A 26,372-nucleotide genomic window follows, 5' to 3' on the forward strand; every position below is an offset into this window, starting at 1 on the left:
CTGACAACGTGCAGAGTTGACAGGCATGAAGCGCTGTGCTCCTTCGCATGGCGCTAGGTGTCATCAACCTGCGTGGGGTCGGTGGGATCCAGATTACTCCGCTTTTCAACGGTCGTACGTCACAGTCATATCGCTGAGCGTCACGACTGTGTGTCGGCCGTGGAGGACGCCCAGCGCTCGAGAGGGGACGGGCTGAGGGGGCGGGGCGCCGTCGTCGCCAGGTGGGACGAGATTGCCGCCGCGCGTATAAGCGGCAATGATGACTCCGTGCGCGTCTTCAATTTCTCCGCCGGTCCTGCCCAGCTCCCTCTGCCCGTCCTCGAGCAGGCCGCCTCCGAGCTCACCAGCTGGGGCGGATCGGGAATGTCTGTCCTGGAGGTCTCCCACCGCGGAGCCGACTTCGTGGCCTGCGCGGCCGACGCCGAGGCCACCCTGCGCCGTCTCCTGGCCGTCCCCGAGAGCTACCGCGTCCTCTTCCTCCAGGGCGGGGCCAGCGCCCAGTTCGCCGGCATCCCCCTCAACCTGACCGCCCCCGGGGACACGGTCGCCTACCTCAACACCGGCCAGTGGTCCGCCAAGGCCATCAAGCAGGCCGGCGCCTACGAGCTCGACGTCGTCGTGCCCGCCGACGAGGCCGCCTCCTCCTACACGACCACGCCCGAGCCCGGCTCCTTCACCGTCCCCGAGGCCGCCCGCTACCTGCACTACACGCCCAACGAGACCATTGGCGGCGTCGAGTTCGACTACGTGCCCGATACCGGTGACGTCCCGCTCGTGGCCGACTTCTCCTCCACGATCCTCTCGCGGCCCATCGACGTCTCCCGCTACGGCCTCATCTACGCCGGCGCTCAGAAGAACATGGGGCCCTCGGGCCTGGCCGTCGTCATCGTGCGCGAGGACCTGCTGGGGCGGGCCCGCCCGGTGACCCCCACCGTCCTGGACTACCAGAAGATGGCCGACGCCGACTCCATGCTCAACACGCCCCCCACCTTCGCCATCTACCTGCTGGGGCTCATCGGCCACTGGATCGAGGACGGCGGCGGCCTGGAGGCGATGGCCGAGCGCAACCGCGCCAAGGCCGAGCTCCTCTACGGCTTCATCGACTCCTCCGACTTCTACGCCAACCCGGTTCAGGAGCGCTCGCGGTCCTGGATGAACGTGCCCTTCACCCTGGCCGACCCCGCCCGCGACGCCGACTTCCTGGCCGGTGCCGAGGCCGCCGGGCTCGCCAACCTCAAGGGGCACCGCTCCGTGGGCGGCATGCGCGCCTCCATCTACAACGCCATGCCGATCGAGGGTGTGCGCGCCCTCATCGACTACATGACCGACTTCGCCGCCCGGGCCTGAGCACTCGGCGCCCCGCCCTGACTCTGAGCCCAGCTTCCTGCCAGAACCGCCTTCTCCATCCGGACCGCTCTGAAGAAAGTACCTCCGTGACCACCAGCAGCGCTGACCACAAGTTCCGCATCCGCACCCTCAACGCCATTTCCGGGGCCGGCCTGTCTCGCCTGCCCGATGACCTCTACGAGGTCGGTGGAAGCGTGGAGGAGCCCGACGCCCTCCTGGTGCGCTCGGCCAAGCTTCACGACACCCCCATTGACGACTCGGTCCTGGCGGTGGCCCGCGCCGGCGCCGGCACCAACAACATCCCGGTCGACGTGCTCACCGAGCGCGGTGTGCCCGTGTTCAACACCCCCGGCGCCAACGCCAACGCCGTCAAGGAGCTGGTCCTGGCGGGCCTGTTCATCGCCTCGCGCAACCTCATCCCGGCGGCCCGCTTCGCTCACACCCTTGAGGGCGACGACGCCGAGATCGCCAAGGCCGTCGAGGCCGGCAAGAAGCAGTTCGTCGGATTCGAGCTGCCCGGCCGCACGCTCGGCGTCATCGGGCTGGGGGCCATTGGCGTGCAGGTGGCCAACGCGGCCCTGGGGCTGGGGCTCAACGTCGTCGGCTTCGACCCGGGAATCTCCGTGGAGCATGCCTGGCACCTGAGCGCCGAGGTCGAGCGGGCCGACTCCATTGAGGAGGTCTTCCGCCGCGCCGACATCCTCACCGTCCACGTGCCGCTCATCCCCGCCACCCGCGGGCTGGTGAGCACCCAGCGCCTGGCCCTCATGAAGGAGACCGCGGTGCTGCTCAACTTCGCGCGCGCCGAGATCGTCGACACCGATGCCGTCGTGGCCGCCCTCGACGAGGGCACGCTGCGCGGCTACGTGTGCGACTTCCCCTCCACGCAGGTCCACAAGCACCCCAAGTGCATCTCCCTGCCCCACCTGGGCGCCTCCACCAAGGAGGCCGAGCGCAACTGCGCCATCATGGCCGCCGACTCCCTGCGCGGCTTCCTCGAGGACGGCCAGGTCCACAACTCGGTCAACTTCCCCGAGGCCGTCATGACGCGCCAGGAGGACACGCATCGGCTCGTCATCGTCAATCGCAACGTGCCCAACATGGTTGGTCAGGTCTCCACGATCGTGGCCCAGCACGGGCAGAACATCGCCAACCTGCTCAACAAGTCGCGCGGTGAGCTGGCGGTGACGCTGGTCGACGTCGAGGGCGAGATCGAGCCCAAGGTCCTTGAGGAGCTGCGCGCGATCGACGGCGTCCTGTCCGCTCGCGGCATCTGATCCCGGCGTTCCTGCCCGGCCGGGGACAAACGACGCGTGCGGGGACAGGATTCCTGTCCCCGCACGTGGTAGGCGTACCCGTGGGCACCGTGGAGCGTCAGAGATTGTTGATCCAGGCCCGGCGGTGTCCGAACAGCGAGAGCGTGGGCTTGTAGAGCAGCACGTACTGGCCCCCGGCCGACACATCGGCGTCGAAGCAGACGTCGCCGCTGACCGAGCCGCCCGCGATGAGCTTGGAGGCCGACAGGTGGTTGCTCGACCCCATGAAGCCGCTGTTGCTGATCGCCCCGGCCGGGTCCTGCAAGGTGAAGTCCAGGGCGTTGACGTCCAGGGTGTTCTTGGAGCCGTTGGTGATCGTGATGGTGGAGCAGGCGGTCGGGCCCAGCGTGGCGTCGCCCGCGGACACCGCCGTGGCGGTCACCTGGATGCCGTCGTCGTCGATCGTGTCGCCCGCGTTGCCGACGACGTCGCTCGACTGCTTCCCGTGGAAGCTCGGGCCGGAGCCGGTCTTGCCGGTATCTGCCTTCCCGGCATCCGCCTTGCTCGCGTCGTCGTTCTGAGTCTGCTGCTGCGGGTTGGGGGCCGCGGCGGAGTCCTGGCCGGCGGTCGCCTGCGAGGCGATGCTGGCAATGCTCTGGGCCGCGGGTGAGGTGGCGGCGGCGTTGGAGCTCCCCGCACCACCGCCACCGTTGAGCGCCGAGGCGACGATGCCGACGGCGACGAATGCGCCGATGCCGGTGAGGATCTTGTGGCGGGCGAACCAGGAGCGCTTCGGCTCGGGAGCGGGCCCGGAGGCGGGCGGCATGGGGTAGCCCGGGGCGGGAGTGCCGGCGGCCGAGGACGGGAACGGGCTGGCTGGGTTGGTTGGGCTGGTCATGATGGGTCCTTCGAGATGTGGGAGGAAGACGCTGAGCGGGATGCGGCAGCGCCGATCAGGGTGCGAGTAGTGACTGGAGCTGACGGGAGATCAGCTGACGGGAACAACGATCGCCCCGGCCACGCCTCGCGCACATCGACCGATGAGTCCGAGGCGGCTGTCCAAAAGGGCACTCGTCTCGGCTGTCCGAAAGGACGGCGGTGCCGGCGCTCATCGGCCGGAATCGTGTCCTATCGGGCGATCGTGCGTGTCAGTGCCCGGCTCTACAGTGAGCACATGTCAGTCCCCGGCTACCCGCCCGCCCCCGCGCCCGGCGCCCCGCCCATGCCGGACTGGAGCGGTGGCCCCGGTGTCGGTCGGGCGGCGCCCACCTCCGGGTCCTGGATCCCGCCGATTCCACAGGGTCGTCCCGCCCACCCGCCCTCTTCCACCTACGCGGGGTATCCGGGGTACCCGGCGTACTCCACGCCCTCTGCGCACCCCGCGAACCCGACATACCCCGCATACTCCGCGCATTCCCCATCTCCCACGCCTCCGGTCCCTGCCACGGGGGCGGGCCCCTACCGCCAGATGAGGCCGTCGGCTCCCTATGCCGCCTCCGTCCCGGCGAGAAGCGCTCCGTCGTTCAGGCAGTCCCTGTCCCCGTCACAACGCCGCGCTCTCGAGATTTTCCTCGCGATCCTGCGCTCCCTGGGCCTGTTCACCCTGTGCCTGCTCGCCTCCATGTGCGCACTGGGATACCACTTCGGTCATGAGCAGGCTCTTAAGACAAGCACCCCACTCCTTGATGTCGCAGGGTTTCTGGTAGGGCTAGCGCTCCTCGTGGCGGTCTTCCTGCGCCGGCGCTGGCCGGTGGCGATCACGGTCGCCTCAGCGCTCGCGGGCATCGCGGTCTACCTGGACACCACAGTGGGACTCATCGCCTTCACCACCGTGGTCCGCCGGGCCCGGTCTCTGCGCGATCCCGTGCCCTGGGCCACGGGCGCCCTGCTCGCCGTCGGCACTCTGGTGGCGCTCTTGCGCGACGCGAGCCAGGGCTCCACCGGGAACTCAACGATCGGCAGAATCACCTCTGCCGGGCCCGATCCCAGTGCCGTGACCCATGTGTCGGTGCTGCAGGTGCTGTTCCTTGCGGCGGTGGCCATGGTCCTGCCGATCGCCGTCGGGTTGTGGCTGCGCGCGCGTGACGGGGAGAAGGAGGCGCAACGCCGCGCCCAGGAGGCCGCTGCCGCCTCGGCCCGTGCCGAGCGCACCGCCCAGGAGCAGGCCCAGACCTCAACCCGACTGGCGGACACCGTCAGCCTGCAGGCCGAGCGTGAGCGGGTGGCCCGCGAGGTGCACGACGGACTCGGTCACCGTCTGTCGCTGCTCGCCCTTCACGCCGCGGCCCTGGAGCGAGGTGTGCTCGCGACGTCGGACTCGCGGGGCGCCCCGGATTCTGCGGACGCCGTGGACGAGGACGATCCCCGGGCCGCCGCTCAGCGCGTACGGGAGGAGGCTCAGGGGGCCATGCGGGACCTGCGCTCCCTGCTGGCCGTCCTGCGCGAGCCGGTGGGCGCGGCCGAGCCCGCCCCGCGTCTGGAGGACCTCAAGGAAGTCGTCGACGGGGTGCTCGCCGCCCAGCAGCCGCTGAGCTCCTCGATCTATCTCGACCGCGCAGCCGAGGCCGACGAGGTGCTCTCCCGCGCCGTCTATCGGATCGTCCAGGAGTCCCTGACCAACGCCCGCAAGCACTCGCCCGGCATGAGCGTCCGGCTGCGCGTCGAGGGCGGGCCGGACACCGGCATCGACATCACCTGTTCCAACCAGGTGCCTCGTCGGAGGCCGGCGGCCGAGAGGGGCGTCCAGGATGCCGAGGACTCCGCCGAAGCTCGAGATGACGGTGCAGCCCCAGGGGCGGGGGCGGGCTCCGGAACCGGTGCCGTGCCCGGTGACGCCCAGGGCGGCTCGGGCCTGGGAGGCATGGCCCGGCGGGCGGAGATCTGCGGGGGCACGTTCCACGCGGGTCCTGATGGCCACGGCAGGTTCGTGGTGAGCGCGCATCTGCCCTGGCGTTCCGCTGTGCCACCCCAGGAAGGTCGGTGATCACCGGCACCGGAGGATATCGGTAAGGGTGCTGGCACCCGGCCTGAAGAAACTTCGCGTCTGGGTCGTTGGGACAGTGATCGTGTCGATGGGCGCACCTAGGCTGGCCCCGTGCCCGATCCCTCCGCCGCCCCGACCCCCTCACCCTCCCAGCCCGGCTCCCCGGTACCGCTGGTGTCCCCTGTCCGCATCATCCTCGTCGACGACGATCCGCTCACCCGCGCCGCCATCAAGCCACTCCTGCGGCCGCGCGAGGACTACCGCGTGGTCGCCGAGGCCGGTGACGGCCGTCAGGCGATCGACGTCGTCGGCCGTGTTGAGGCGGACATCGTGCTTATGGACCTGGGCATGCCCGTCATGGACGGGATCGAGGCCACGCGCCAGATCTGCCAGGCGCCGCGCCACCCCCACGTCGTCGCTCTGACCACCTGGGACGTGGACGACGCCGTCGTGCGGGTCATCGAGGCCGGTGCCGTGGGGTACCTGCTCAAGTACTCCGCATCCGAGGAGCTCGATGCCGGGCTGCGCCGGGTCATGGCGGGAGAGTCCGTCCTGTCCCCGGGGGCGCTGGCCGAGCTGCTGCGCTACGTGCGCTCCCAGCCGGCACTCGCGGCACCGGCGCTGGCGGCCTACGACGCCCACGCCGAGGAGCGTCAGCGCGCCGTGGCACAGGCCCGACAGGCCGCGGCCGGGCTCAGCCGGCGAGAGCTGGACGTCATCACTGCGGCCGCCGAGGGGCTGACCACCGAGGAGATCGCCGGCAGGCTCTACATCTCGGCCTCCACCGTCAAGGCCCATCTGCGCAGCGCCCAGGAACGAGTCGGTGCCCGCAATCGGGTGCACCTGGCGGTCCTCGCCGAGCGCGCCGGCCTGTTGGGGTGACAGGTACGTGACTGGCCCCTGAGACCGTGACGTCTCAAGGACCAGCCGTCTGAACGAAGCGATCAGCCCGTGTCTGAGGAATGCGCTCTCAGACGATCAACCGCCGTTGTTCTTGTCTCCGCCGCCAGGGTTGGGTTGCTGGTTGTTGTTGCCTCCACCGTCCTTACCTTTGGAGACCGTGAGGCTGACGGTCGATCCGGCAGGAACCTGAGTACCAGCCTGCGGGTCAGTGCCGATGACTTTACCGGCTTCCACCTTGTCAGAAGACTTCTGGTCCTGGACGACGTTGAGGCCGAGCTTCTGCAGTTCAGCAGTCGCCTCCTCGGCCGTCTTCCCGTTGAGGTTGGGGGGCACCGTCACCGTGCCGTTCGTCGTCGGGGTGGGTGTCGCTCCGGCGCCGCTGGAGAAGTGCACGGTGACCGTGTCCCCCGCCGAGGCGCTGGAGCCCGCGGTCGGGTCGGAGGAGACGGCCTTGCCCTGCTCGACATCGGCGGATGTGACGTCGTCGCCGCGCTTGAACTTCAGGCCGGCGTCCTCGATGCTCTTCTTGGCCGTGGCCTCGTCCTGGCCGGTGACATCGGGCACGGAGGCCTTACCGGTGGAGATCACCAGGTCCACCGTGGTGCCGCGCTCGACGGACGTCCCCGCCAGCGGGTTGGTGTAGATGACCCGGTCCTTCGCCACGGTTGCGGAGTCCTCCTGGGTGGCGTTGCCGCCCTCGAGCCCGGCGTCCTTGAGGGCCTTGCGGGCGTCCTCCTGGGTCTTGCCCTCCAGGTCCGGCACCTTGACCATGGCCGAGCCTGTGGAGAAGTGGACGGTGACGGTGGCACCCGCCTCGACCTTCGTCCCCTTCTCGGGGTCGGAGGAGACGGCCAGGCCCTCACTGACGGTGTCGTTGGCGACCTCGTCCTTGGCGAACTTCAGGCCGGCGTCCTCAATGGTCTTCCTCGCCGAGTCCTCGTCCTGACCACTGATGTCGGGCACGTCCACCTTGCTGACGGTGGCACTCGGCGTCGGGGTCGGCCGGGAGTCGAAGGCGCCGGAGGCCCACCGGCCGGCGACGACGGCCAGGGCGACGAACAGGAGGAACACGAGGACCCAGACCCAGGCGTGGCTCTTGGACTTCTTCTCAGGCTCCTCGCCCTCCTTGGTCGCCTGTGTCGCAGAGGGCTCGGAGGGCACCTGGGCGAAGGCGGAGGTGGGCTGCTGAACCGGGTCGGCGGCCGGTGAGGCCATGACCGAGGTGGCCGGGGACCAGGAGTCGGCGGCCGGCGCGGCCACGGACATGCCCTGGGCGGCCGCCTGCAGGTCGGAGCGCATGTGGGCGGCGTCCTGGTAGCGGTCCTCGCGGCTCTTGGCCAGCGACTTGAGGATCACCCGGTCCAGGGACTCGGGGACGTCGGCCGCCAGCGAGGATGGCCGCTTGGGGATCTCCCGCACGTGCTGGTAGGCGATGGCCACCGCGGAGTCCCCCTGGAAGGGGGGCTGACCGGTGAGGAGCTCGTAGAGGAGGCAGCCGGTGGAGTACAGGTCCGAACGGGCGTCCACGGACTCACCGCGGGCCTGCTCCGGGGAGAGGTACTGGGCTGTACCCACCACCGTGTGGGTCTGGGTCACCGTGGAGGCGGAGTCCTCGATGGCCCGCGCGATGCCGAAGTCCATGACCTTCACCGCTCCGGTGGAGGTCAGCATGATGTTTCCGGGCTTGATGTCCCGGTGGACGATGCCCACCCGGTGGGAGTACTCCAGGGCGTCGAGGACACCGGAGACGATCTCTACCGCTTCCGGGATCGGGACGGCCTCGCCCTCGCTGAGGAGCTCGCGCACGGTGTGCCCCTCGACGTACTCCATGACGATGTAGGGCACGGTCCGGCTGGCGCCGCCGGGCTGAAGGAGCTCCTCCTCGCCGGAGTCGTAGACGGCGACGACGGCCGGATGGTTGAGCGCCGCCGCGGACTGGGCCTCGCGGCGGAAGCGGGCCTGGAAGGTGGGGTCGCCTGCGATGTCCGAACGCAGCAACTTGATGGCCACGACCCGCGACAGGCGAGTGTCGTAGCCGAGGTGCACCTCTGCCATACCACCACGTCCAATGAGGTCGCGGATCTCGTAACGGCCCGCGAGGACCTGGGGGAACTGACTGGTCACAGTACCTCCTTGACAGGGATGCTCAGCATCAAGGCTGGCATGACCTGATGCGCATGGGCAAGCGTACCCGTGCTGTGCAGGGTGATGACGGCGAGCGCCGGGATGAGGACCCTCAGGGTCAGCAGGTTGAGGCCGAGGAAGGAGCGTCCGGAGGCGTGCCGGGCGGTGCGCGACGGTGCCGGCTCCTCGGCCGCGTGACGGCCGGGACGCACCGCGGCCGGTTGCGGCAGCTCACGGGTCCGTGGGCCGCGGCGGCCGGTGGACTCCCAGCTGAGCGCCTCACGGGGGTCCCATGCGTCCGTGGGCAGGTTCACGACTGCCCGGTCCAGGGCCCGGGCCACCTCGCGCGCCGAGTGCGGGCGGTCGGCGGGCTTCTTGGCCAGCAGTTTGAGGACGATCGCCTGGACCTGCGGCGGGACGGCGTCGGGAAGGGCGGGCACCTCCTCGTTGACGTGGGCGAAGGCGATGTCCACCTGGGTGGCGCCGCTGAAGGGCCGCCGCCCCACCAGGGCCTCGTAGGCGATGATGCCCAGCCCGTAGAGGTCGCCGGCCGGGGTGGCCATGTTCCCCATGGCCTGCTCGGGGGCGAGGTACTGGGCGGTGCCCATGACCATGCCGGAGGCCGTCAGCGGGCGCTGGTTGATGCCGGTGGAGATGCCGAAGTCGGTGAGCTTGGCCAGGCCCTCGCGGTTGATGAGGATGTTGGAGGGCTTGACATCGCGGTGGACGACGCCGGAGTCGTGGACGACCTGGAGGGCGCGGGCCACCTGCGCCAGGATCGGCAGGATCTCCGCAGGGGACAGGGTGCCCTTCTCGGTGATGATGTCGGACAGGGCGCGGCCCTGGACGAGCTCCATGATGAGCCAGCCAGTGCCGTCCTTCTCCCCGGAGTCCAGGACGACGGCGAGGTTGGGGTGGCGCAGGCCCTGGGAGTTCTTGGCCTCCGCCCGCAGGCGGGACAGGAAGATCTCGTCCCCGGTCAGCTCGGGCCGCAGGATCTTGGCGGCCACGGCCCGGCCCGAGCGCAGGTCGGTGGCGCGCCACACCTGGCCCATGCCGCCCAGGGCGATCTGCTCCACGAGCTCGTAGCGGCCCTGAAGCTGGAGTCCAGCAACCGGCTTCACTGGTTCACCGCCGCTTCGATGACCTCGGCGGCGACCGGGCCGGCCACCTTGCCGCCGGTGGCGCCGTCCTCGGTCTTGTCGTTACCGTCGAGTACGACGGCGAGCGCGATGCTGGGCTTGCTGATGTCGGACCCGGCGAAACCCACGAACCAGGTGGTGGGGCCGCTGTCCGTGCCGGTCTCCGCGGTGCCCGTCTTACCGGCGACCTGGACCCCGGAGACCTGGGCGCTGGTGCCCGTGCCGTTGGCCACGGTCTCCTGCATGAGGGAGGTCAGGGTCTCGGCGGTATTGGAGTCGATGGGGTTGCGGGCCACCTTCTTGGAGGTGGTACTGACCTCGTTGAGATCGGGGTCGAGGGTGCGCGAGACCAGGTAGGGGGTCATCTGCTCGCCGTTGTTGGCGACGGTGGCGGCCACCATCGCCATCATGAGGGGAGTGGCGCGTACCGACTCCTGGCCGATACCGGCTTTAGCGGTCTGGGCCTGGGTCTCGTTGTCCGGATAGGTCGAAGGGGTCACTCTCAGTGGGATGGAGAGCTTGGAGTCGAAGCCCCAGTTCTTCGCCTCCTTGGCGAGTTCCTCGTCGCCCACGTCCATGGCCAGCTGGGCGAAGGGAGTGTTGCAGGACTCGGCGAAGGCGTGGGAGAAGCTGGTCCGATCGCCGCCGCAGGACTCCCCGCCGTAGTTCTCCAGAGCGTGGTTGGTGCCCGGCAGGGTGATGGTGTCGGGGGCGTCGACCTCCTGATCCTGCGTGACCTTGCCGGTGCGAAGGGCGGCCGCGGTGGTGATGATCTTGAAGGTCGACCCCGGCGGGTAGAGGTTCCCGGCGATGGCTCGATTGTCCAGGGGCCGGGAGGAGTCCTCACTGAGGTTCGTGTTGGCCTCGTTGGCGGCGTTCCCATCACGTGTGGCGAAGACAGAGGGATCGTAGGAGGGCGAGGAGACCATGGCGAGGATGGCTCCGGTGCTGGGGTCCAGGGCGACGACGGCGCCCTCTCGGTTGCCCAGGGCCTCGTAGGCGGCTTGCTGGATCTCGGGCTTGATGGTCAGCTCGACGGCGCCGCCTCTCTGAGAGTCGCCGGTGATGAGGGTCTTGATCCGCGAGGAGAACAGGGAGGGGTCGTCCCCGTTGAGGACGGAGTTGCCTTCCTTCTCCATGCCGGTCATGGAGGCGAAGGCGGGGGAGAAGTAGCCGGTGACCGGGGCGTAGAGCGGCCCGTTGGCGTAGACGCGCTGGTAGCTCCCCGAGTCCTGGCCGTCCTCGGACTTCTCAGTGCTGGCGATGGCCGTCTTATTCGTATCGGCCAGCAGGATCGGGCCTCGCTCGGTGTTGAACTCCCGCTTTACCGCTCGACGGTTGCGTGGATCGGAGTTCAGGGCGCCGTTGGCGGACCAGGGTTCCCAGATGGCGGGGCGGGCCAGGCCCTGGACACTGGTGACGGACAGCGCCAGCGCGGCGAACATGACCACCACCAGGAAGGCGACCTGACGGATCTGCCGGTTCATGGGTGCTGCCTCCTGTCGCTGTCATCAGTGAAACCCGGGGTGCGCGATGAGCGCAGTGTCTCCCCGTCCGGTGCGGTGCGCGGTGGAGGCGGGGCCTCAGGACTGACGGTAACGGTGGGGGAGGCGTCACTCAGCGGATTGCCAGCGGAGGGCGTCGCGGACGGGAGCGCGTAGCCTCCGGGATCAGCCTGCTCGGCTGCGTCATTGCTCCCGTAGCCGCCGGCCGGGGCGCCGTCGACGACCTCCTCGATCGGCTCCTCGGCTCCGGCGTCCTGGACCTGACGGCGCAGGGAGACCGGCAGCTCGGCGGTGTCGATGATCCGTGGCGCATGGGTGGCCGGACGCCGGGCGGCGTCGGACAGACGCAGGAGAAGGGCCAGGATGACCCAGTTGGCGATGAGCGAGGATCCACCGTAGGCCAGGAAGGGCAGCGTGAGCCCGGTCAGCGGGATGAGCCGGGTGACCCCGCCGATGACGACGAAGATCTGCAGGGCGATGGCGAAGGACAGGCCCACGGCCAGGAGCTTGCCGAAGCCGTCGCGCAGCGATATGGCGGTGCGGATGCCTCGCTCGATGAGGACGAGGTAGAGCATGAGGATGGCGAGCGTGCCGGTCAGGCCCAGTTCCTCGCCCAGCGAGGCGAAGATGAAGTCGGAGTTCGCGAACGTGACATAGGTCGGGGTCCCTTTACCCCAGCCGGCGCCCATGAGGCCGCCGGTGGACATGCCGAACATGCCCGTCAGCAGCTGCCAGGAACCGCCAACGGCTTCGTACACCTCGCTGTCTGTGGCGTTGAGCCAACCGTTGATGCGCTGCTGGACGTGGTGGAGGTGGGTGGCCGCGAACCAGGCCGCTGGGAGGAACATGCCCGCGCCGATGAGCAGCCAGGAGGGTCGGTCGGTGGCCACGTACAGGACGACGACGAACAGTCCGAACAGCAGCACCGAGGAGCCCAGGTCCTTCTGAAGGACCAGGACGCAGATACTCACTCCCCACACGATGAACAGGGGACCCAGATGGCGGGCGCGCGGCAGGCTCATCCATAGGACCTTGCGGCCAACCAGGGCCAGGTTGTCCCGGTTGGCCACCAGGTAGGAGGCGAAGAAGACCGCCAGGAGCACCTTGGACAGTTCGGCCGGCTGGAAGCTCATGGGACCGATCCGGATCCAGATCCGGGCCCCGTTGATGCTCTGGCCGATGAAGGGCAGGAAGGGCAGGACGAGGAAGGCCAGACCGGACCACATGGCCCAGCGGTCCCACCGTCGCAGGCGCCGGTAGTCGCGCAGCAGGAAGAGCACGGCGCAGAAGAGAATGACGCCCAGCAGCGTCCAGACCAGCTGCTTGGAGCCCACGTAGAACTGTTGCTGGCCCTCGTTCTCCTCGTAGTCGATGTCCAGGCGCTGGATCATGGCCAGGCCGATCCCGTTGAGCGCCACCGCCGCCGGCAGGAGGACCGGGTCGGCCCACGGAGCGGTGTAACGCACCCACAGGTGCATGATGACGGTCAGGCCGAGGAAGGCGCCCCCCAGCATGACGGTCTGCGCGGGGGAGGAGCCGGTGCGGTTGAGGGCGGTGAGTACGAAGCCGCCCAGGCCGAGGACCAGGGCGACGCCGAGCAGCACCGCCTCCGCCCACCGGCCCGAGTGCCTCGCGGAGCCGGCGGGCTGAATCGTCGCGACGCCCGCGGGGGCGCCCATGGGGCCTGGAGCAGCAGTCATCTCATCCCTCCTGCCCGGCCTGGTCGGGCTGAGCCGGTTCGGCGGGCGCCTCCGGTGCGGGAGCGGGTGCCGACGTCGGGGACGGGGTGGGGGAGGGCGTGGCCGTCGAGCCCGAGGAGCCTTGCCGGGAGCCGGTCGGCCTGAGGTAGGAGCGGACCGTCTTGTCGACGTAGGTCTGCGCGTCGCTCATCGACTTCTGGGTGACAGTGGCCTCCAGGCGCTCACGGATGTTGTTATCGAGCTTCTCCACCGGTAGGTCCGCGTAGGCCTTGACCGAGTGGCTCAGCTTGAGGGGGCCGATGGACTGGGGGATCCCCTGGTAGATGGCGACCTGGCCGTCGTAGGTGGAGACGTAGTAGCGGGTCTGGGTCCAGCGGTAGAACAGGGCGCTGGCGCCGACGAGCGTGGCCAGCAGGACGAGGCTCCCCACCAGGATCCGACGGCGGTGACGGCGTCGGGCCTTGTCCTGGGTGGCGGCCTCGGCGGCAATGACGTCGTCGACGTCGGAGGAGTCCTTCGTGGAGTCGGAGTCGGGCTGCTCCTCCAGCGTGGCCATGAGAGCCGCGGCCTTGGCGGCGGGGCTGGCGCCCTCGGTGTCCTTGGCGCCGGCGTCGTCGCCGGCCCTGCGGTGGGCGGCTGCGGCGCGCTCCTGGGCCAGGCGCTCGGTGGCGGCGCTGCCCACCACCTGGGGGACGGTCTGCGGCTCGGGATCGTCCTTGACGACGTCGAAGACGACGGCGGTGACGTTGTCCGGCCCGCCGGCGCGCAGCGCGAGGTCGATGAGCTGGTCGGCGGCCTGGCCGGGGTCGGCGACTCCGGCCAGGACCTCTCCGATGGTCTCAGCGGTCACCGGACCGCTCAGGCCGTCGGAGCACAGCAGCCAGCGGTCGCCGGGGACCGCCTCGCGGATCGACTCGTCGAGCTGGACCTCGCCCTCGGTGTCCCCCAGGACGCGCAGGAGGACCGAGCGCTGGGGGTGCTGGCGGGCCTGGTCTCGGGTGAGGCGCCCGGTCTCCACGAGGTACTCCACGAAGGTGTGGTCGGTGGTGACCTGGGTGAGGGTGCCGTCGCGCAGCATGTAGGCGCGCGAGTCGCCGACGTGGACCATGGCGAGCTTGTTGCCGCTGCGCATGACGCCGATGCAGGTGGTGCCCAGCCCGGCGAGGTCGGGGTCCTGGGAGGACAGGGTGACGAGCTCGGTGTGGGCGGCCTGGACGGCGTCGCGCATGAGGCCCAGCAGCTCACCGGCCTGGTGGGAGTCGGCGTCCAGTGGCATGAGGTGCTCGATGGCGACCGCCGAGGCGATGTCTCCGCCCGCGGGTCCGCCCATCCCGTCGCACAGCAGGCACAGGTGGGGGCCGGCGTAGCCCGAGTCCTGGTTGGACTGGCGGACCAGGCCGACGTCGGAGCGCGCGGCGAAGCGCAGGGAGATGGTCATGAGCGCAGCTCCAGCGTCGTTTGGCCGATTCTGACAGGAATGTTCATGGGGAGCTCAACGGCGCCGTGCACGGGGCGGCCGTCCATCATGGTTCCGTTGGTGGAGCCGAGGTCCTCCAGCCACCAGGCGCCGTCCTTGGGGAAGACTCGGGCGTGGCGCGACGAGGCGTAGGAGTCGTCGAGGACCAGGGTGCACGAGGGCGAGCGGCCGATGATGATCGACGACGGGCTCAGGGGCACGGTTGAGCCGGCCAGGGGGCCCTCGGTGATGACCAGGCGGGTGGCGCTACGACGTCGGCCCCTGGGGGGAGGGCCCGCCGGCTGCTCGGAGGCGTTCGCGGAGCGCCGACGCGACGGGGCCGCGACGGGGGAGTCGGCCATATCGCGTCGCATGACGCGCACGATGAGGTACAGGAAGAACCACAGCAGGACCAGGTAGCCCAGCCGTAGGATCGTGAAGGCGAGTGCGCTCACCCGTTGACTCCGCTGTTCTGGGTGCCGTCCCAGAACAGGATCTGGGTGCGGCCGATGGTGAGGGTGTTGCCGTCGACGAGTGTGACGGCGTCGACCCGCTGGCCCTCGACGAAGGTTCCGTTGGTGGAGCCCAGGTCGCTGGCGATGGCGTTGCCGTGTGTCAGGCGGATCTCCAGGTGACGGCGTGAGACGCCGGAGTCGTCCACGATGATGTCCGCCTCCGAGCCGCGTCCGACGACGGTGACCGGGCCGGTGAGCAGGTAGCGCTGGCCGTTGATGTCGACGATCGGGTGCGCCGGGGTGGCGGTGGCGGAGGCGGCCGGGGCGGCGGCGCCGCGCCGTGTGGAGGACTCGATCTCGATGGCCGGGGCGTTGGGGGTGTTGTTGACCAGGAAGGAGACCTCCACGGGGCCGACGAAGGAGTAGCCCTGGTCGGCGGCGTGCGAGGTGGCGACCTCCTCCATCTGACGCACCATCTCGTCCTGGCCCCAGGCCGTGATGCGCTCGATGCTCGGCGGAGTGAGGTGGATGCGGAAGATGTTGGGAACCACTGAACGGTCGCGCGCGAAGGACGCGGCGCGCTTGTCCATGGTCTCGCGGAGCTTCGAGGCGATCTCGATGGGCTCGATGTCGTCCGAGAAACGGGACATGGCGCGGTTCGTGACGTTCTCGACGCCCTTCTCGAACTTGTCCAGGAATCCCATGGACAGTACCTCCCCCAATGTGGTGTGGCGGCCCCCGGGATGGAGCCGGGAGGCGGGACTGCCCCGCCTCGCTATGGGCCTGCAACGGACCTGCACGCAGGCCGATACCGTTCCCATCGTAACGGTATCGAAGACATTGCAGGGAAGACGGCCCTGCCTGTGTGAGGTAATTGTGTCGTGAGCGGTCTCACGGCCCCATGTGGGCCTGAGGATTGGACGACGGCGGGGGTGGCGGGCTAGTCTCATGCTCGCTTCTCGCGCGAGTGGCGGAATTGGTAGACGCGCACGGTTCAGGTCCGTGTGATCTTACGATCATGGGGGTTCGAGTCCCCCCCCGCGCACAGAACGGAAAGGCCCGAGCCCTCGAGGTTCGGGCCTTTCGGCTGCCTGCGCCTTTCCCGCCGGTAGCTTTCCCTTTCGCTCTCCGCAGTGCGGTCAACCCTCAGCCAGGAGGAGCTGAGGTTCGTGGAGTAGACCCCCACAGCAGCGCCTGCTGACGCAGGCTCTCAGTGGCTCAGGTCGAGGCGGGCCGGGGGTGGAGACGGCGCAGCAGGTACCAGGCGGCCAGCGCTCCGGCCCAGGCGCCGACGGCGTTCTGGCCGACATTGGCCAGTGAGGGCCGCCTCTCCAGCATTGGCAGAAGGCTCTGGAGCACCTCGGCGCTCAGCCCGACGACGCAGCCCACCAGCGCCCACATCCACCAGGGGATGTCCCGCCAGCCCGCGACGGCGCAGAAGGTGGCCGGCGCCAGCATCACCAGGTTGAGGACGACGTCCTTGCCCTCCGAGCTGAGGAAGGTCGGCCCCAGGGAGTCCTTGAGCTCGGCGACCTCGCGCCCGGAGGGCCACACGACCGCCACGCAGATGATGACCAGGAGGACGACCGCCGCGACGCGGGCGATCCGTTCGTGGGAGGTGTGGCGGGGAAGAAGGCCCTCCACCGTGCTTGGGAGGGTGGCGGAGCGGCCGGCCGATGAGCCGGGCGACGCCGTAGATGAGGGGGCCGTGGATGGGACTGTGGAGGTCGTGCAGGAGGCTTCGGGTGAGTCGGCGGAGCTCAGGGGCACGGGGGTGCGTGACTGGGTGGGCACGTTCACGACGCTACCGCCCGCCCTCCGAGGACCCCGGAAGGCGGGCGGTAACGATCGGAGCACAAGGGTGTGCCCCAGGACTCAGCAGCAGCCGGTCGAGATCTCCGTCTCGGCCTGCCTGGCCCGGGCGCGCCAGAACTCGCGCTCGCTCATGGGGCCGTGCGCCGGCTCATGCCCCTGTTCATGCGCTGACTCGTGTCCCGACCCGTGGGCGCCGTCGGGGCGGTTCGGGCAGCCGGCGTGCTCGCGGGCGTAGCGCTCCAGGTAGCGGTCGTAAGCCGACTCCCCGGTCATGTCCCGCCACAGGGCACGGGCCCGGACCAGGGCCTCGCGCACCTGACGGCGGGTGCCCGGCTGCGTCGTCGCACTGGTCGGTGTCATGACTTCTCCGCGTGAGCCTTGTGGGGGATGAGGGCCGGGTCGCCGACCTGCTCGTACTCCCGGGAGACCTTCTTCATGAGCGAGGAGGCGATCATCGTCTCGGGCGCGTAGAAGTTGGACTCCTGGTGCGGGTCCTCCGACGTCGTCGTGTCCCGGTTGCGGATCGTCTGGATGATGCGGATGAGGCCGCAGATCATGACGAAGGCGACCATGACCAGGAAGATGATCGACAGCGTGCCCTGAATCATCGTGTTGCGCACGATCGCCCGGGTCTCCTCGATCTTGGCCGGGTCGGTGAGCGTGCCCAGCTTGGCGACGGCCTCGCGATGCTGCTGGAAGTAGCCCACGAGCGGGTCGGTGGAGAAGATCTTCTGCCATGAGGCCGTGAAGGTGACGGCCGTGTCGAACACCAGTGGGATCGCGGGGATCCACACCCACTTCGTGTAGCCCTTGCGCACCACCATGACGGTGACCACCAGCAGGGCCACGGCCGCGATGAGCTGGTTGGCGATACCGAACAGCGGGTAGAGCGTCTGGATGCCGCCGCGCGGGTCGGTCACGCCCATGAGGAGCAGGGCTCCCCAGGAGGCGACGACGACGGCCGTGGTCCCCCAGGCGCCCACGTGCCAGGACGGGTCCTTGAACTTGGGGAAGGCGTTGCCCAGCGCGTCGGAGAGCTGGAAGCGGGCCACGCGGGTGACGGCGTCGACGGCCGAGAGGATGAACAGAGCCTCGAACATGATGGCGAAGTGGTACCAGAAGCCCATCATGGCGCGCCCGCCGCCGATCTGGTGGAGGATGTGGGCAATACCCACCGACAGGGTGGGGGCGCCTCCGGTGCGTGAGACGACGTTGGGCTCGCCGACGTCGCTGGCCAGGCGCTCCAGGGCCTCAGCGCCCGTGTAGGTCTTGGGGTTGCCCTGATCGTCCCAGGAGTCCCACTCGGGGTTGAGCTTGCGGCCCTGGGCGTCGGTGACACCGAGCTTGGCCACGGCGGCCTCGGCGAGCCTCTCGCAGTGGTGCTCGGGGTCGTCGGTGGTCTTGCAGGGGGCGGAGGCGACCGTCTCGGGGCCAGCGATCTTGTTCATGGTCGCCGTCGAGGTGTTCATGGAGAAGTAGATGCCCGGGCTCAGGGAGACCGCGGCCGCCAGCGCCATGATCGCCACGAAGGACTCCATGAGCATGCCGCCGTAGCCGATCATGCGGACCTGGGTCTCCTTCTCCACCATCTTGGGGCTGGTGCCCGAGGAGACCATGGCGTGCATGCCGGACAGGGCTCCGCAGGCGATGGTGATGAACAGGAAGGGGAAGAGGGTGCCGGCGAAGACCGGGCCGTCGGTGTTGAAGGCGAACTCGGTGACGGCGGCCATCTCCACCAGGGGGCGCACGATGATGATGCCCAGGGCCAGGATCGTGATGGTGCCGACCTTCATGAAGGTCGACAGGTAGTCGCGCGGGGTGAGCAGGACCCACACCGGCAGGACCGCGGCCAGGAAGCCGTAGATGATCATCGCCCACACCAGGGCGGTGGGGGACAGGTGCAGGTAGTGGCCCAGGGAGGACTCGGCCACCCAGCGCCCGCCGATGATGACGGCGATGAGCAGGCCGAAGCCGACGAAGGAGACCTGGGTGATCTTGCCGGGCTGGACGAAGCGCAGCCACAGGCCCATCCCGATGGCGATCGGGATCGTCATGCCCACCGAGAAGACGCCCCAGGGGGAGGCGGCCAGGGCGTTGACGCAGACCATGGCCAGCACGGCCAGGACGATCATGAGCATGACGAAGACGACGACGGTGGCCACGATGCCGCCGACCTTGCCGATCTCGTCGGTGGCCATCTGGCCCAGTGAGCGGCCGCCGCGGCGCATGGAGAAGAACAGGACGAGCATGTCCTGGACGGCGCCGGCCACGAGCACGCCGATGATGATCCACAGGGTGCCGGGCAGGTAGCCCATCTGGGCCGCGAGGACCGGGCCGACCAGCGGGCCGGCGCCGGCGATGGCCGCGAAGTGGTGGCCGTAGAGGACGACGCGGTGGGTGGGGTCGAAGTCGCGCCCGTTGTTGATGCGCTCGGCCGGGGTGGCGTTGGTGTCGTCGGGGCGCATGATGCGCCGCTGGATGTAGAGGGCGTAGAAGCGGTACCCGATGGCGTAGGTGCACACGGCGGTGACCACGAACCAGATGGTGTTGACGTGCTCGCCGCGCACGATCGCGAGCATCCACCAGCCCAGGACGCCCAGGGCGGTGATGATCGCCCATGTGGCGATCCGTGCGGGTGTCCATCGATTGTCAGGACGTATGCCGACGGGGACGCCGTCGGCGTTGCGGATGATCCGTTTTTCCTCCTGCTCCGTGTAGGAGGGCAGGGAGGTTTCTTTCTGGGGCATCGGGATTCCGTTCTCGTCGTCGAGAAAGTGGTGTGCGTCATCGTCACCGATGACGGTCCCCAGGGTATTCCTCCTGGTAGCCGAAGGGAAGCAACCATGAGTCCGACGGCGACGTGCTCGTCCTCCGCCCCGGCATCCGTTCTATTTATCCCACCTATTGGATACTCCTTCCGGTGGCTACTGCCCGGCGTCACGTACGACGTCGTCCAGGTACCGCCGCGGACTGGGCCGTGCGGCGCGCTCGGGGTGGCCCACGCGGAAGGCGAGCAGGCTCTGGGGGGCCGGGACGCCGGTGATGGCGGCCCAGCGCTGCGAGAGCCGGTCCGGCCGATCATGCGCGGCATCGCGGGCGATCCGCTCGGTCACCTGGTTCATGTGGTGCAGCCCGAGTCCGACGGCGGTCGCGGCCAGGTGGACGTGCTGGAGCAGACGGCCGCCATCGAGGCGGTTGCGGGGGTTGTCAACGTCGTCGACCCGGACGATCCCGTAGGTACGGGCGGTGGCGGTATGGACCTCGCGAGTGCTTTTGACCCAGAAGTCGTCGGAGGCCTCGCGCGACTGGGCGGGCAGGATCTTGGCCGCCACCAGCATGGTGCTGCTCAGGCCCTGGCAGTCGAGAGTCAGGCCGTCGCGGTGGGCGTCGATCTGGGAGCGGTCGTTGCGGAACCAGGCGAAGGAGTCCGCCGACATCCGCGTGTCGTCGGCGATCGCCTGGGTGGCCTCGACGTACAGGTCACCCACCCTCGCGACGGCCGACGCCTCAGTGACCCAGACGAACTGAGCGCCGTCCGGGGCGGCCTCGGTGAGCGAGTCGAGGACGGCCTGCTCCGGGGCGCTGGCGGTGAAGGGGCCGCGATACGTGTGACGCCGCGGGATCGCTGTGGCCAGCTCCTGCTCCCGGGAGGTAGGCGGGGCGTCGTTGACGACCCGGATGCGGGCAATGTGATCGGAGCGCTCCGAGGCGCCGTCGGGCCAGGGCTCGATCTCGGCCCGCTTGCCCTGCGCGCGAGCGGCGACCTCGATGGCGTAGAGGGCGCAGCCGAAGCCGGCGGCGCGCTCGCGGCCGTCCGGATCGCACAGCGGTGTGACGCGATCGGGGTCGTCATGCGTGGTCTCCGTCGTCGGCGCTGGTGGGCAGATGCAGGGCGCGGCGACCGGCCTCGGTGAGGTGCGGCTCGATGATGGCGCGCCCGTAGCGCTGGGAGTCGATGCGGGTGTCGTCGACGATGCTGGCGAAGGGCTGGGCGGTCTCCGAGACGAGCCAGAGCAGGCTCACGAGGTCGCGGATGGTGGTGGGCGGGGCCGGTGGGTACAGGAGCCCGGCGTCGATGATGCGCTCGACGGCGCGGACGAACTCGTCGCGGCGGGTGGCGTAGCCCTGGCGGTAGGCCGCGGCCAGGGCCGGGTCGGTGTGGAGGAGAGGGAGGAGGTCGCGTAGGAAGAAGGCGTAGGCCGGATCCGGTTGCTGCGTCTGGGTGGCGCGGTTCCACAGTGCGCGCAGGGCGTCGACCGGCTCGGTCACCTGCTCGGCGGGGATGCGCATGCGCTCAGCCCAGTCGTCGAACAGGGCGCGGACGATCTCCGCCTTGGAGCGGAACCAGTAGTACAGGTTCCCCGGGCTGATACCGGCCTCGGCGGCGATCTGGTTGGTGGTGACAGGGTCGATGCCGTGCTGGGTGAACAGGTGACGGGCGGCGTCCAGGATCGCGGTGCGGCGTCGGGCCGTGCGCTTGGGGCTGCGCGGGGGTCTCGGGGTCTCGGGTGCGGAGGAGGGCGTGGTGGCGTCGTCGGGCATGGAAGCACTGTAGCCCTTTTTAGAGTAAAAACTCTAAAAAGGGTGACGGAGTGTTCTCTGGAGTTCCCCTATGGATCCTGAAGTGCCCCAATGCGAGAGAGCCACCCGGCTGCCACCGGATGGCTCCCGAAGGGGCATCGGCCTTTGAGCAGCTGAATCAAGCAGGTGCCAGGGGTGACCCGCCGCGGAAGGCATCCTTACTATGGCGCGCTCCGGTGACACGCATCCGTGTTCGACTGAGACCGGTGCCTGGATCAGTGGGCGGGGCGTTCTGGGCATACGGATACCCTGGCCTCGTGTCCGTGCTCCATCCCGTCCTCGACGTCCTCGCTCAGGCGCCGATCCTCACCGTCTTCCTCGTCATCGGCCTGGGGACCGCCGTCGGGCAGGTCCCGCTCGGGCCGATCCGCTTCGGCGCGGCCGGGGCCCTCTTCGTCGGCCTCGCGGTGGGAGCCCTCGACCCCCGGCTCGGCGCCAACCTCACCCTGCTGCGCAGCCTTGGCCTGGCCCTGTTCTGCTACACCGTGGGCCTGGCCGCCGGCAACACCTTCTTCCGCGATCTGCGCAGGCAGTTGCCGCTCATGGCCCTGTGCGTCGTCGCGCTCGTGATCGCCGGCGGGGCGGGCGGCCTCTACTCCCACCTGGCCGGCGTGAGCCCCGCCATGGACTCCGGCGCCTATGCGGGTACCCTCACCTCGCCGGTGCTCGACGCCGCCATCGAGGCGGCCGGCACCCAGGAGCCCGCCGTCGGCTACGCCCTGGCCTACCCCGTGGGCGTGGCCGTCGCCATCCTCATCGTGTCCGGGGTTGTGGGGCGCTCCTGGCCCGGGGGGCGCGATCCACGGCCCGCCAGCGCCGACGGCATCACCGCCACCAGCGTCTACCTCCTGCAGCGGGTGGCCCTCGGCGAGATGAAGGCCTTCAAGGAGGGGAGCATCCGTATCTCCTACCTGGAGCGCGACGGAGAGACCCGGGTCGTGGCCCCCGGTGAGGAGCTGCTGCCCGGGGACAAGGTCGTCATCGTCGGGGCGCCGGCCGCCGTCGAGTCCGCCATGCACGACCTGGGCACCGGGCTCAACAAGTGCCTGGCCAAGGACCGCAGCGTCGTCGACTTCCGGCGCCTGACCGTCTCCTCGACGCGGGTGGCCGGGCGCACTATCGCCGAGGTGGATATGCCCGGGCGCTTCCAGGGCGTCATCACCCGCGTCAAGCGCGGGGACCTGGACCTGCTGGCCCGTGAGGACCTCGTCCTGGAGCTCGGTGACCGGGTGCTGGCGGTCGTCCCCAGCGACGAGCTGGAGCGGGCCGCCGACTGGTTCGGCGACTCCGAGCGATCCATCGCCCAGATCGATGCCTTCTCCGTGGGGGCCGGCATGGCGCTCGGAGTGCTGCTGGGACTGGTGGCGATCCCGCTGCCCGGTGGCATCACCCTGCGGCTCGGGGTGGCGGCCGGGCCGCTCGTCGTCGGCATGATCCTGGGGTGGGTGGGGCGCACCGGTCCCTTCGTATGGGGGTTGCCGCACGCCGCCAACGCCACCATCCGCCAGCTGGGACTGCTGTTCTTCCTGGCCGCGATCGGGTTGGCCTCCGGGCCGGACTTCGCGGCGTCGGCCTTCTCGACAACGGGGCTCAAGGTGGGGGTGCTCGCCGCGCTCGTCGTGGCGGTCAGCGCGATCGTCCTGCTGGCCGGGGCGCGCTGGGCCGGGGTCTCCGCGCAGCGCGCCGCCGGCGGCCTGGCCGGGCTCGTCGGACAGCCCGCAATCCTCGCCTTCGCCCTGTCCAAACGCGACGACGAACGTATCGAGGCCGGTTACGCAACCCTGTTCGCCCTGGCCATCGTCGTCAAGATCGTCATGGTCCAGGTCCTCGTGGCGCTGTAGGTGCGGATCCTGGCGGCGATGCACGAGGGAGTGCCTCTCGAGCCGCCGGATCCGGGCCGAGTGAGCCCGGTGGTGTCCACATCGGTGACAAAGGAACCTGCGGCCCGATCAGGCCGTCAACGGAACCGCGGAATCATGCGGTTTCTTTGTGGCGGTGTGTACCCGGAGCCCGCCTTTGTCACCGATGTGGACACGCACGCCTCTTTCGCGACCTGCTGAGGCAGCGCGATATGGGCCGGTGCGGACGCTCAGTCGGCGGTGTCGCGCTCGGCGAAGACCTCGCGGGCCACAAAGGTGGCGTTGAGCGCTCGCGGGAAGCCGGCGTAGACCGAGGCGTGCAGGATCGCCTCGATGATCTCCTCGCGGGTCAGACCCACGTTGAGGGCGGCCCCGATGTGGATCCGCAGCTGCGGCTCGCAGCCGCCCAGGGCTGTGAGCACGCCGATCGTGACGAGCTGGCGGTCGCGCGGCTCCAGGTCGGGGCGGGCGTAGACGTCCCCGAAGCCGAAGGCCGCGATGTGGTGGCCGAGCGCCGGGCTGATGTCCGCCAGCGAGTCGATGACGGCCTGCGCGGCCTCGCCGTCGACCGAGCGGGCGACCTCCAGGCCGCGCTCGCGCCGCGCCAGGTTCTCGGGGCTGTTGACGTCGTGCTGGGGGTGAGTGGTCTCAGTGGTCATGAGGGGTTCTCCTTGTCAGTGTCGAAGGTGTCGATGTCGTCCGCGGTGGCCTGCTCCTCCAGCTCCCGCGTGTAGGCGGCGATCTTGTAGTCGGTGGCGGCCAGCGCCAGCTGGAGCTCGTCGATCCGGGCGCGCAGGTCGTCGCGGTGCTCGGTGAGCAGGGACAGGCGCTCGGGCACCGTGTCCCGACCGGCCTCGACCAGCTCGACGTAGCGCCGCAGGTCGCGGATCGGCATGCCCGAGGTCCGCATCCGGGTGAGGAATACCAGACGCCGCACGCCCGCGGTGTCGTAACGACGGCGTCCGGAGACGTCGCGGTCCACCCGCACGAGCCCGATCCGCTCGTAGTAGCGCAGGGTGTGGGCGCTGACTCCCAGGCGGTCGGCGGTGGTCGCGATGTCCCATCCGGCCGCACCGGGCCCGGCTGCCGGTCCGACGTCGTCGCTGCGTGGGACGGAGGCGAGCCGGAGCGCCTCGCGGAGCCGGGCGTCGTCAGGCTCGCTGCCTGGAGCGATCGTGCTGGTCATGCCTGAGACCGTAGATCTTCGAGTGCGCTCGAAGGCAAGAACGGTCGGAGCGGCGGCCCGAGCGGCGCAGCGGGGCTAGCCTGGCCGCATGCTTCTCGCCTTCTCCGTGTCCCCGACCACTACCGACACGCCCGACGGCTCGGTCTCCGAGGCGGTGGCCCGAGCCGTGCGCGTGGTGCGCGACTCGGGCCTGCCCTGTGAGACGACGTCGATGTTCACCACGATCGAGGGCGAGTGGGACGAGTGCATGGACGTGGTCAAGCGGGCCTGCGAGGCGGTTGCCGAGGTGAGTCCGCGCGTGGCGCTCGTCCTCAAGGCCGATATCCGCCCGGGCTGGACCGATCAGATGACCGCGAAGGTCGAGCGCGTCGAGGCCCGCCTGCGCGAGGCCGACTGAGCAGCGTCCTCGGTTGATTTCTCAGGCGGCTTGTCGGCCGTGGTTCAAGGCCGCAGCTCGTGCAACGGGAACGTGATCGTGCCGTCGGGCAGGGTCGCCCTGAAACCGGTTCCGGTGATGACCGCCTTGAATGCGGGAGGCGCCATGTCGATCTGGGCGATGGCAGAGGCCAGGCTCTGGGCTCCGCGCTGTACCTGTCCGCCACCGACCTTCACCTCAATGGCAGCCCAACTGCCGTTGGGCATGGTGATCACTGCGTCGATCTCGTGCCCGTTGGAGTCGCGATAGTGGTACAGGTGCCCTCCCAGGGCCTCGGTGTGGACCAGCAGATCGTGGATGGCAGCGGACTCGAACAGGAAACCGAGTGTCGCCAGGTCTGTGCTGAGGCGGCTGGTGTCAGCACGCAACGCGGCGGCAGCCAGTGCCGGGTCCGCCGAGTGGTACTTGGGTGAACGGCGCAGACGGGCCTTGGAGCGCAGGGAGACCGCCCAGGGCTGGATCGTCTCAAGGATGAAGACTCGCTCCAGCAGTTCGAGCAGCTTGGCAACGGTGGCCTCCGACGGCGCGGGCAGCGTCCGCGATATGTCCTTGCGCAGCGTTGACTGGGAAACCTCGCTCGCTGTGGAGCGGGCGAGTGAGGTGATGAGCTGCCAAGGCTCGCCGGCTGGCGAGACCGACATTTTCTTCACAAACGACGCGGCTCCGGGTCATCCATGAAGAACAGGTTCATCTATGAAGAAAACGTCGGTGAGTCCGGCTACGAGACCGCCAGGTCCTTCAGCCACTGCTCGATCGGGCGCGGCCGGAGTCCCAGGAGCTCCTGGGCGCTGCTGCCCTCGGCGATGGTGCTGCCGTCCTGTGCGTTGAGGGCCCGGTAGAGTTCGACGACCGGCGCCGCGGCCGGTCCGAAGAGCGGCGTGATGAGGTCGCCGAAGGCCTCCGGCGTGATGCCCTCGAAACGGACCTCGCGGCCCAGGTGGCTGGAGAGGGCCGCGGCCAGATCCGGTCCCATCAGTCCGGGCAGGTGACCGACGCCGACCGTGCCCGTGGTGGGTGAGGCATCCGTGAGCAGGCGGGCGACGACCTCGGCCACATCCAGGTGGGAGCTCCATGAGACCGGGAACGACGCCGGGAGCGGGTAGCGCAGTACTCCCTCCTGACGCGTGGGGGCCAGGACAACCGGCAGGAGGAGGTTCTCCAGGTAGAGGCGCGGTGCGACGACGGCCGTGGGGACGCCGCTGCCGGTCACGCCGTCGATGAGCGTCATGATGGGGCTGTCCGCGGGCGCTTGCAGTGGAGAGCCCGGCTGGTCGACGATCTGCCCGCTGGTGGAGATGACGACACGGCCGGGGCGGGCCCGGGTGACTGCCTCCACGACGGCCCGGGCCTGGGCGGTCGCCGCCTCGGGTGCGCCCATGGGCAGGTGGATGAAGACGCTGTCGGCGCCCTCGTAGACGGAGGTGAGGGAGTCCGCTGAGGCCAGGTCGACCTGCCGAGCGGCGATGCCGTCGGGGACGGTTTCAGGGTGGCGGACCGCTGCGATGGCGGTGTGCCCGGCGGCGGTGAGAGCGGACAGGACCGGAGAGCCTTGGGCGCCTGTGGCGCCATGAATGATGTCAGCCATGGAGCCATTAGTGCATATTGTGCACCAGTTACGTCAACT

23 protein-coding genes and 1 tRNA gene are annotated in these 26,372 nt (G+C 69.5%); 7 read left to right on the forward strand and 17 right to left on the reverse strand.

What is annotated here, in order from left to right:
- The first annotated feature begins 267 nt into the window (after positions 1–267).
- The gene (gene serC, locus HMPREF9056_RS03010) at positions 268–1,347 is read left to right on the forward strand and encodes a 3-phosphoserine/phosphohydroxythreonine transaminase (protein ID WP_034513554.1); all 1,080 of its coding nucleotides are present in this window, start codon (positions 268–270) and stop codon (positions 1,345–1,347) included.
- A gap of 86 nt (positions 1,348–1,433) precedes the next feature.
- Positions 1,434–2,624 carry a phosphoglycerate dehydrogenase gene (locus HMPREF9056_RS03015; protein WP_009402683.1) on the forward strand — a complete coding sequence of 397 codons (1,191 nt, stop codon included), beginning with the start codon at positions 1,434–1,436 and terminating at the stop codon, positions 2,622–2,624.
- A gap of 97 nt (positions 2,625–2,721) precedes the next feature.
- On the opposite strand, the gene HMPREF9056_RS03020 is transcribed toward HMPREF9056_RS03015, so the two are convergent.
- On the reverse strand, positions 2,722–3,501 hold the full coding sequence (locus HMPREF9056_RS03020) for a DUF4352 domain-containing protein (RefSeq protein WP_034513556.1): 780 nt from the start codon (positions 3,499–3,501) through the stop codon (positions 2,722–2,724).
- A 276-nt stretch (positions 3,502–3,777) separates the two neighbouring features.
- Here HMPREF9056_RS03020 and HMPREF9056_RS03025 point away from each other — a divergent pair, with 276 nt between their 5' ends.
- On the forward strand, positions 3,778–5,586 hold the full coding sequence (locus HMPREF9056_RS03025) for a histidine kinase (protein WP_253269907.1): 1,809 nt from the start codon (positions 3,778–3,780) through the stop codon (positions 5,584–5,586).
- Between the two features lie 111 nt (positions 5,587–5,697).
- Positions 5,698–6,468 carry a response regulator transcription factor gene (locus tag HMPREF9056_RS03030; RefSeq protein ID WP_087942172.1) on the forward strand — a complete coding sequence of 257 codons (771 nt, stop codon included), beginning with the start codon at positions 5,698–5,700 and terminating at the stop codon, positions 6,466–6,468.
- Between the two features lie 96 nt (positions 6,469–6,564).
- Here HMPREF9056_RS03030 and pknB read toward each other — a convergent pair whose 3' ends face one another.
- Genes pknB through HMPREF9056_RS03065 form a run of 7 tightly spaced genes read right to left on the reverse strand, consistent with a single transcriptional unit; the run spans position 6,565 to position 15,575 of the window.
- Positions 6,565–8,613: a Stk1 family PASTA domain-containing Ser/Thr kinase gene (pknB, locus tag HMPREF9056_RS03035; RefSeq protein ID WP_009402689.1), complete on the reverse strand. Its 2,049-nt coding sequence runs from the start codon at positions 8,611–8,613 to the stop codon at positions 6,565–6,567.
- On the reverse strand, positions 8,610–9,737 hold the full coding sequence (locus HMPREF9056_RS03040; protein ID WP_009402690.1) for a serine/threonine-protein kinase: 1,128 nt from the start codon (positions 9,735–9,737) through the stop codon (positions 8,610–8,612). The genes pknB and HMPREF9056_RS03040 overlap by 4 nt, the downstream gene beginning before the upstream one ends.
- Positions 9,734–11,242 carry a penicillin-binding protein 2 gene (locus HMPREF9056_RS03045; RefSeq protein ID WP_009402691.1) on the reverse strand — a complete coding sequence of 503 codons (1,509 nt, stop codon included), beginning with the start codon at positions 11,240–11,242 and terminating at the stop codon, positions 9,734–9,736. Before HMPREF9056_RS03045 ends, HMPREF9056_RS03040 begins: the two co-directional genes overlap by 4 nt.
- The gene (locus tag HMPREF9056_RS03050) at positions 11,239–12,960 is read right to left on the reverse strand and encodes an FtsW/RodA/SpoVE family cell cycle protein (protein ID WP_034513559.1); all 1,722 of its coding nucleotides are present in this window, start codon (positions 12,958–12,960) and stop codon (positions 11,239–11,241) included. The genes HMPREF9056_RS03045 and HMPREF9056_RS03050 overlap by 4 nt, the downstream gene beginning before the upstream one ends.
- Before the next feature lies 1 nt (position 12,961).
- Positions 12,962–14,398, reverse strand: a complete 1,437-nt coding sequence (locus HMPREF9056_RS03055) for a PP2C family serine/threonine-protein phosphatase (RefSeq protein WP_009402693.1) — start codon at positions 14,396–14,398, stop codon at positions 12,962–12,964.
- Positions 14,395–14,871, reverse strand: coding sequence for an FHA domain-containing protein (locus HMPREF9056_RS03060; protein WP_009402694.1), 477 nt, complete (start codon positions 14,869–14,871; stop codon positions 14,395–14,397). Before HMPREF9056_RS03060 ends, HMPREF9056_RS03055 begins: the two co-directional genes overlap by 4 nt.
- Positions 14,868–15,575 carry a DUF3662 and FHA domain-containing protein gene (locus HMPREF9056_RS03065; protein ID WP_009402695.1) on the reverse strand — a complete coding sequence of 236 codons (708 nt, stop codon included), beginning with the start codon at positions 15,573–15,575 and terminating at the stop codon, positions 14,868–14,870. Before HMPREF9056_RS03065 ends, HMPREF9056_RS03060 begins: the two co-directional genes overlap by 4 nt.
- 257 nt (positions 15,576–15,832) lie before the next feature.
- Here HMPREF9056_RS03065 and HMPREF9056_RS03070 point away from each other — a divergent pair.
- Positions 15,833–15,916 (forward strand) — tRNA-Leu (locus HMPREF9056_RS03070).
- A gap of 173 nt (positions 15,917–16,089) precedes the next feature.
- On the opposite strand, the gene HMPREF9056_RS03075 is transcribed toward HMPREF9056_RS03070, so the two are convergent.
- The 5 genes from HMPREF9056_RS03075 to HMPREF9056_RS03095 form a co-directional block, all read right to left on the reverse strand.
- Positions 16,090–16,665, reverse strand: coding sequence for a VanZ family protein (locus HMPREF9056_RS03075; protein ID WP_253269908.1), 576 nt, complete (start codon positions 16,663–16,665; stop codon positions 16,090–16,092).
- An 81-nt stretch (positions 16,666–16,746) separates the two neighbouring features.
- Positions 16,747–17,046 carry a YbdD/YjiX family protein gene (locus HMPREF9056_RS03080; protein ID WP_009402697.1) on the reverse strand — a complete coding sequence of 100 codons (300 nt, stop codon included), beginning with the start codon at positions 17,044–17,046 and terminating at the stop codon, positions 16,747–16,749.
- A complete protein-coding gene (locus tag HMPREF9056_RS03085) occupies positions 17,043–19,433 on the reverse strand; it encodes a carbon starvation CstA family protein (protein WP_009402698.1) in 2,391 nt (796 codons plus the stop codon). The genes HMPREF9056_RS03080 and HMPREF9056_RS03085 overlap by 4 nt, the downstream gene beginning before the upstream one ends.
- A 177-nt stretch (positions 19,434–19,610) precedes the next feature.
- Positions 19,611–20,174: a hypothetical protein gene (locus HMPREF9056_RS03090; protein WP_009402699.1), complete on the reverse strand. Its 564-nt coding sequence runs from the start codon at positions 20,172–20,174 to the stop codon at positions 19,611–19,613.
- Between the two features lie 361 nt (positions 20,175–20,535).
- A complete protein-coding gene (locus tag HMPREF9056_RS03095; protein ID WP_009402700.1) occupies positions 20,536–21,228 on the reverse strand; it encodes a TetR/AcrR family transcriptional regulator in 693 nt (230 codons plus the stop codon).
- Between the two features lie 296 nt (positions 21,229–21,524).
- Here HMPREF9056_RS03095 and HMPREF9056_RS03100 point away from each other — a divergent pair, with 296 nt between their 5' ends.
- Complete coding sequence (locus HMPREF9056_RS03100; protein ID WP_009402701.1) at positions 21,525–23,108, forward strand: aspartate:alanine exchanger family transporter; 1,584 nt, start codon at positions 21,525–21,527, stop codon at positions 23,106–23,108.
- Positions 23,109–23,356: 248 nt separating this feature from the next.
- On the opposite strand, the gene HMPREF9056_RS03105 is transcribed toward HMPREF9056_RS03100, so the two are convergent.
- Complete coding sequence (locus HMPREF9056_RS03105) at positions 23,357–23,785, reverse strand: carboxymuconolactone decarboxylase family protein (protein WP_009402703.1); 429 nt, start codon at positions 23,783–23,785, stop codon at positions 23,357–23,359.
- Positions 23,782–24,312 (reverse strand): MerR family transcriptional regulator, encoded by a 531-nt coding sequence (locus HMPREF9056_RS03110; protein ID WP_009402704.1) that lies wholly within the window; start codon positions 24,310–24,312, stop codon positions 23,782–23,784. Before HMPREF9056_RS03110 ends, HMPREF9056_RS03105 begins: the two co-directional genes overlap by 4 nt.
- 88 nt (positions 24,313–24,400) lie before the next feature.
- Between HMPREF9056_RS03110 and HMPREF9056_RS03115 the strand changes: the two genes are divergently transcribed.
- Positions 24,401–24,709 carry a thiamine-binding protein gene (locus HMPREF9056_RS03115; RefSeq protein WP_009402705.1) on the forward strand — a complete coding sequence of 103 codons (309 nt, stop codon included), beginning with the start codon at positions 24,401–24,403 and terminating at the stop codon, positions 24,707–24,709.
- A gap of 44 nt (positions 24,710–24,753) precedes the next feature.
- Here HMPREF9056_RS03115 and HMPREF9056_RS03120 read toward each other — a convergent pair whose 3' ends face one another.
- Positions 24,754–25,389 carry a DUF4143 domain-containing protein gene (locus tag HMPREF9056_RS03120; protein ID WP_009402706.1) on the reverse strand — a complete coding sequence of 212 codons (636 nt, stop codon included), beginning with the start codon at positions 25,387–25,389 and terminating at the stop codon, positions 24,754–24,756.
- Positions 25,390–25,466: 77 nt separating this feature from the next.
- A complete protein-coding gene (locus HMPREF9056_RS03125) occupies positions 25,467–26,333 on the reverse strand; it encodes an NAD(P)H-binding protein (RefSeq protein WP_009402708.1) in 867 nt (288 codons plus the stop codon).
- Positions 26,334–26,372 lie beyond the last annotated feature (39 nt).

Source organism: Actinomyces sp. oral taxon 170 str. F0386, from assembly GCF_000195595.1.
GTDB lineage: Bacteria > Actinomycetota > Actinomycetes > Actinomycetales > Actinomycetaceae > Actinomyces.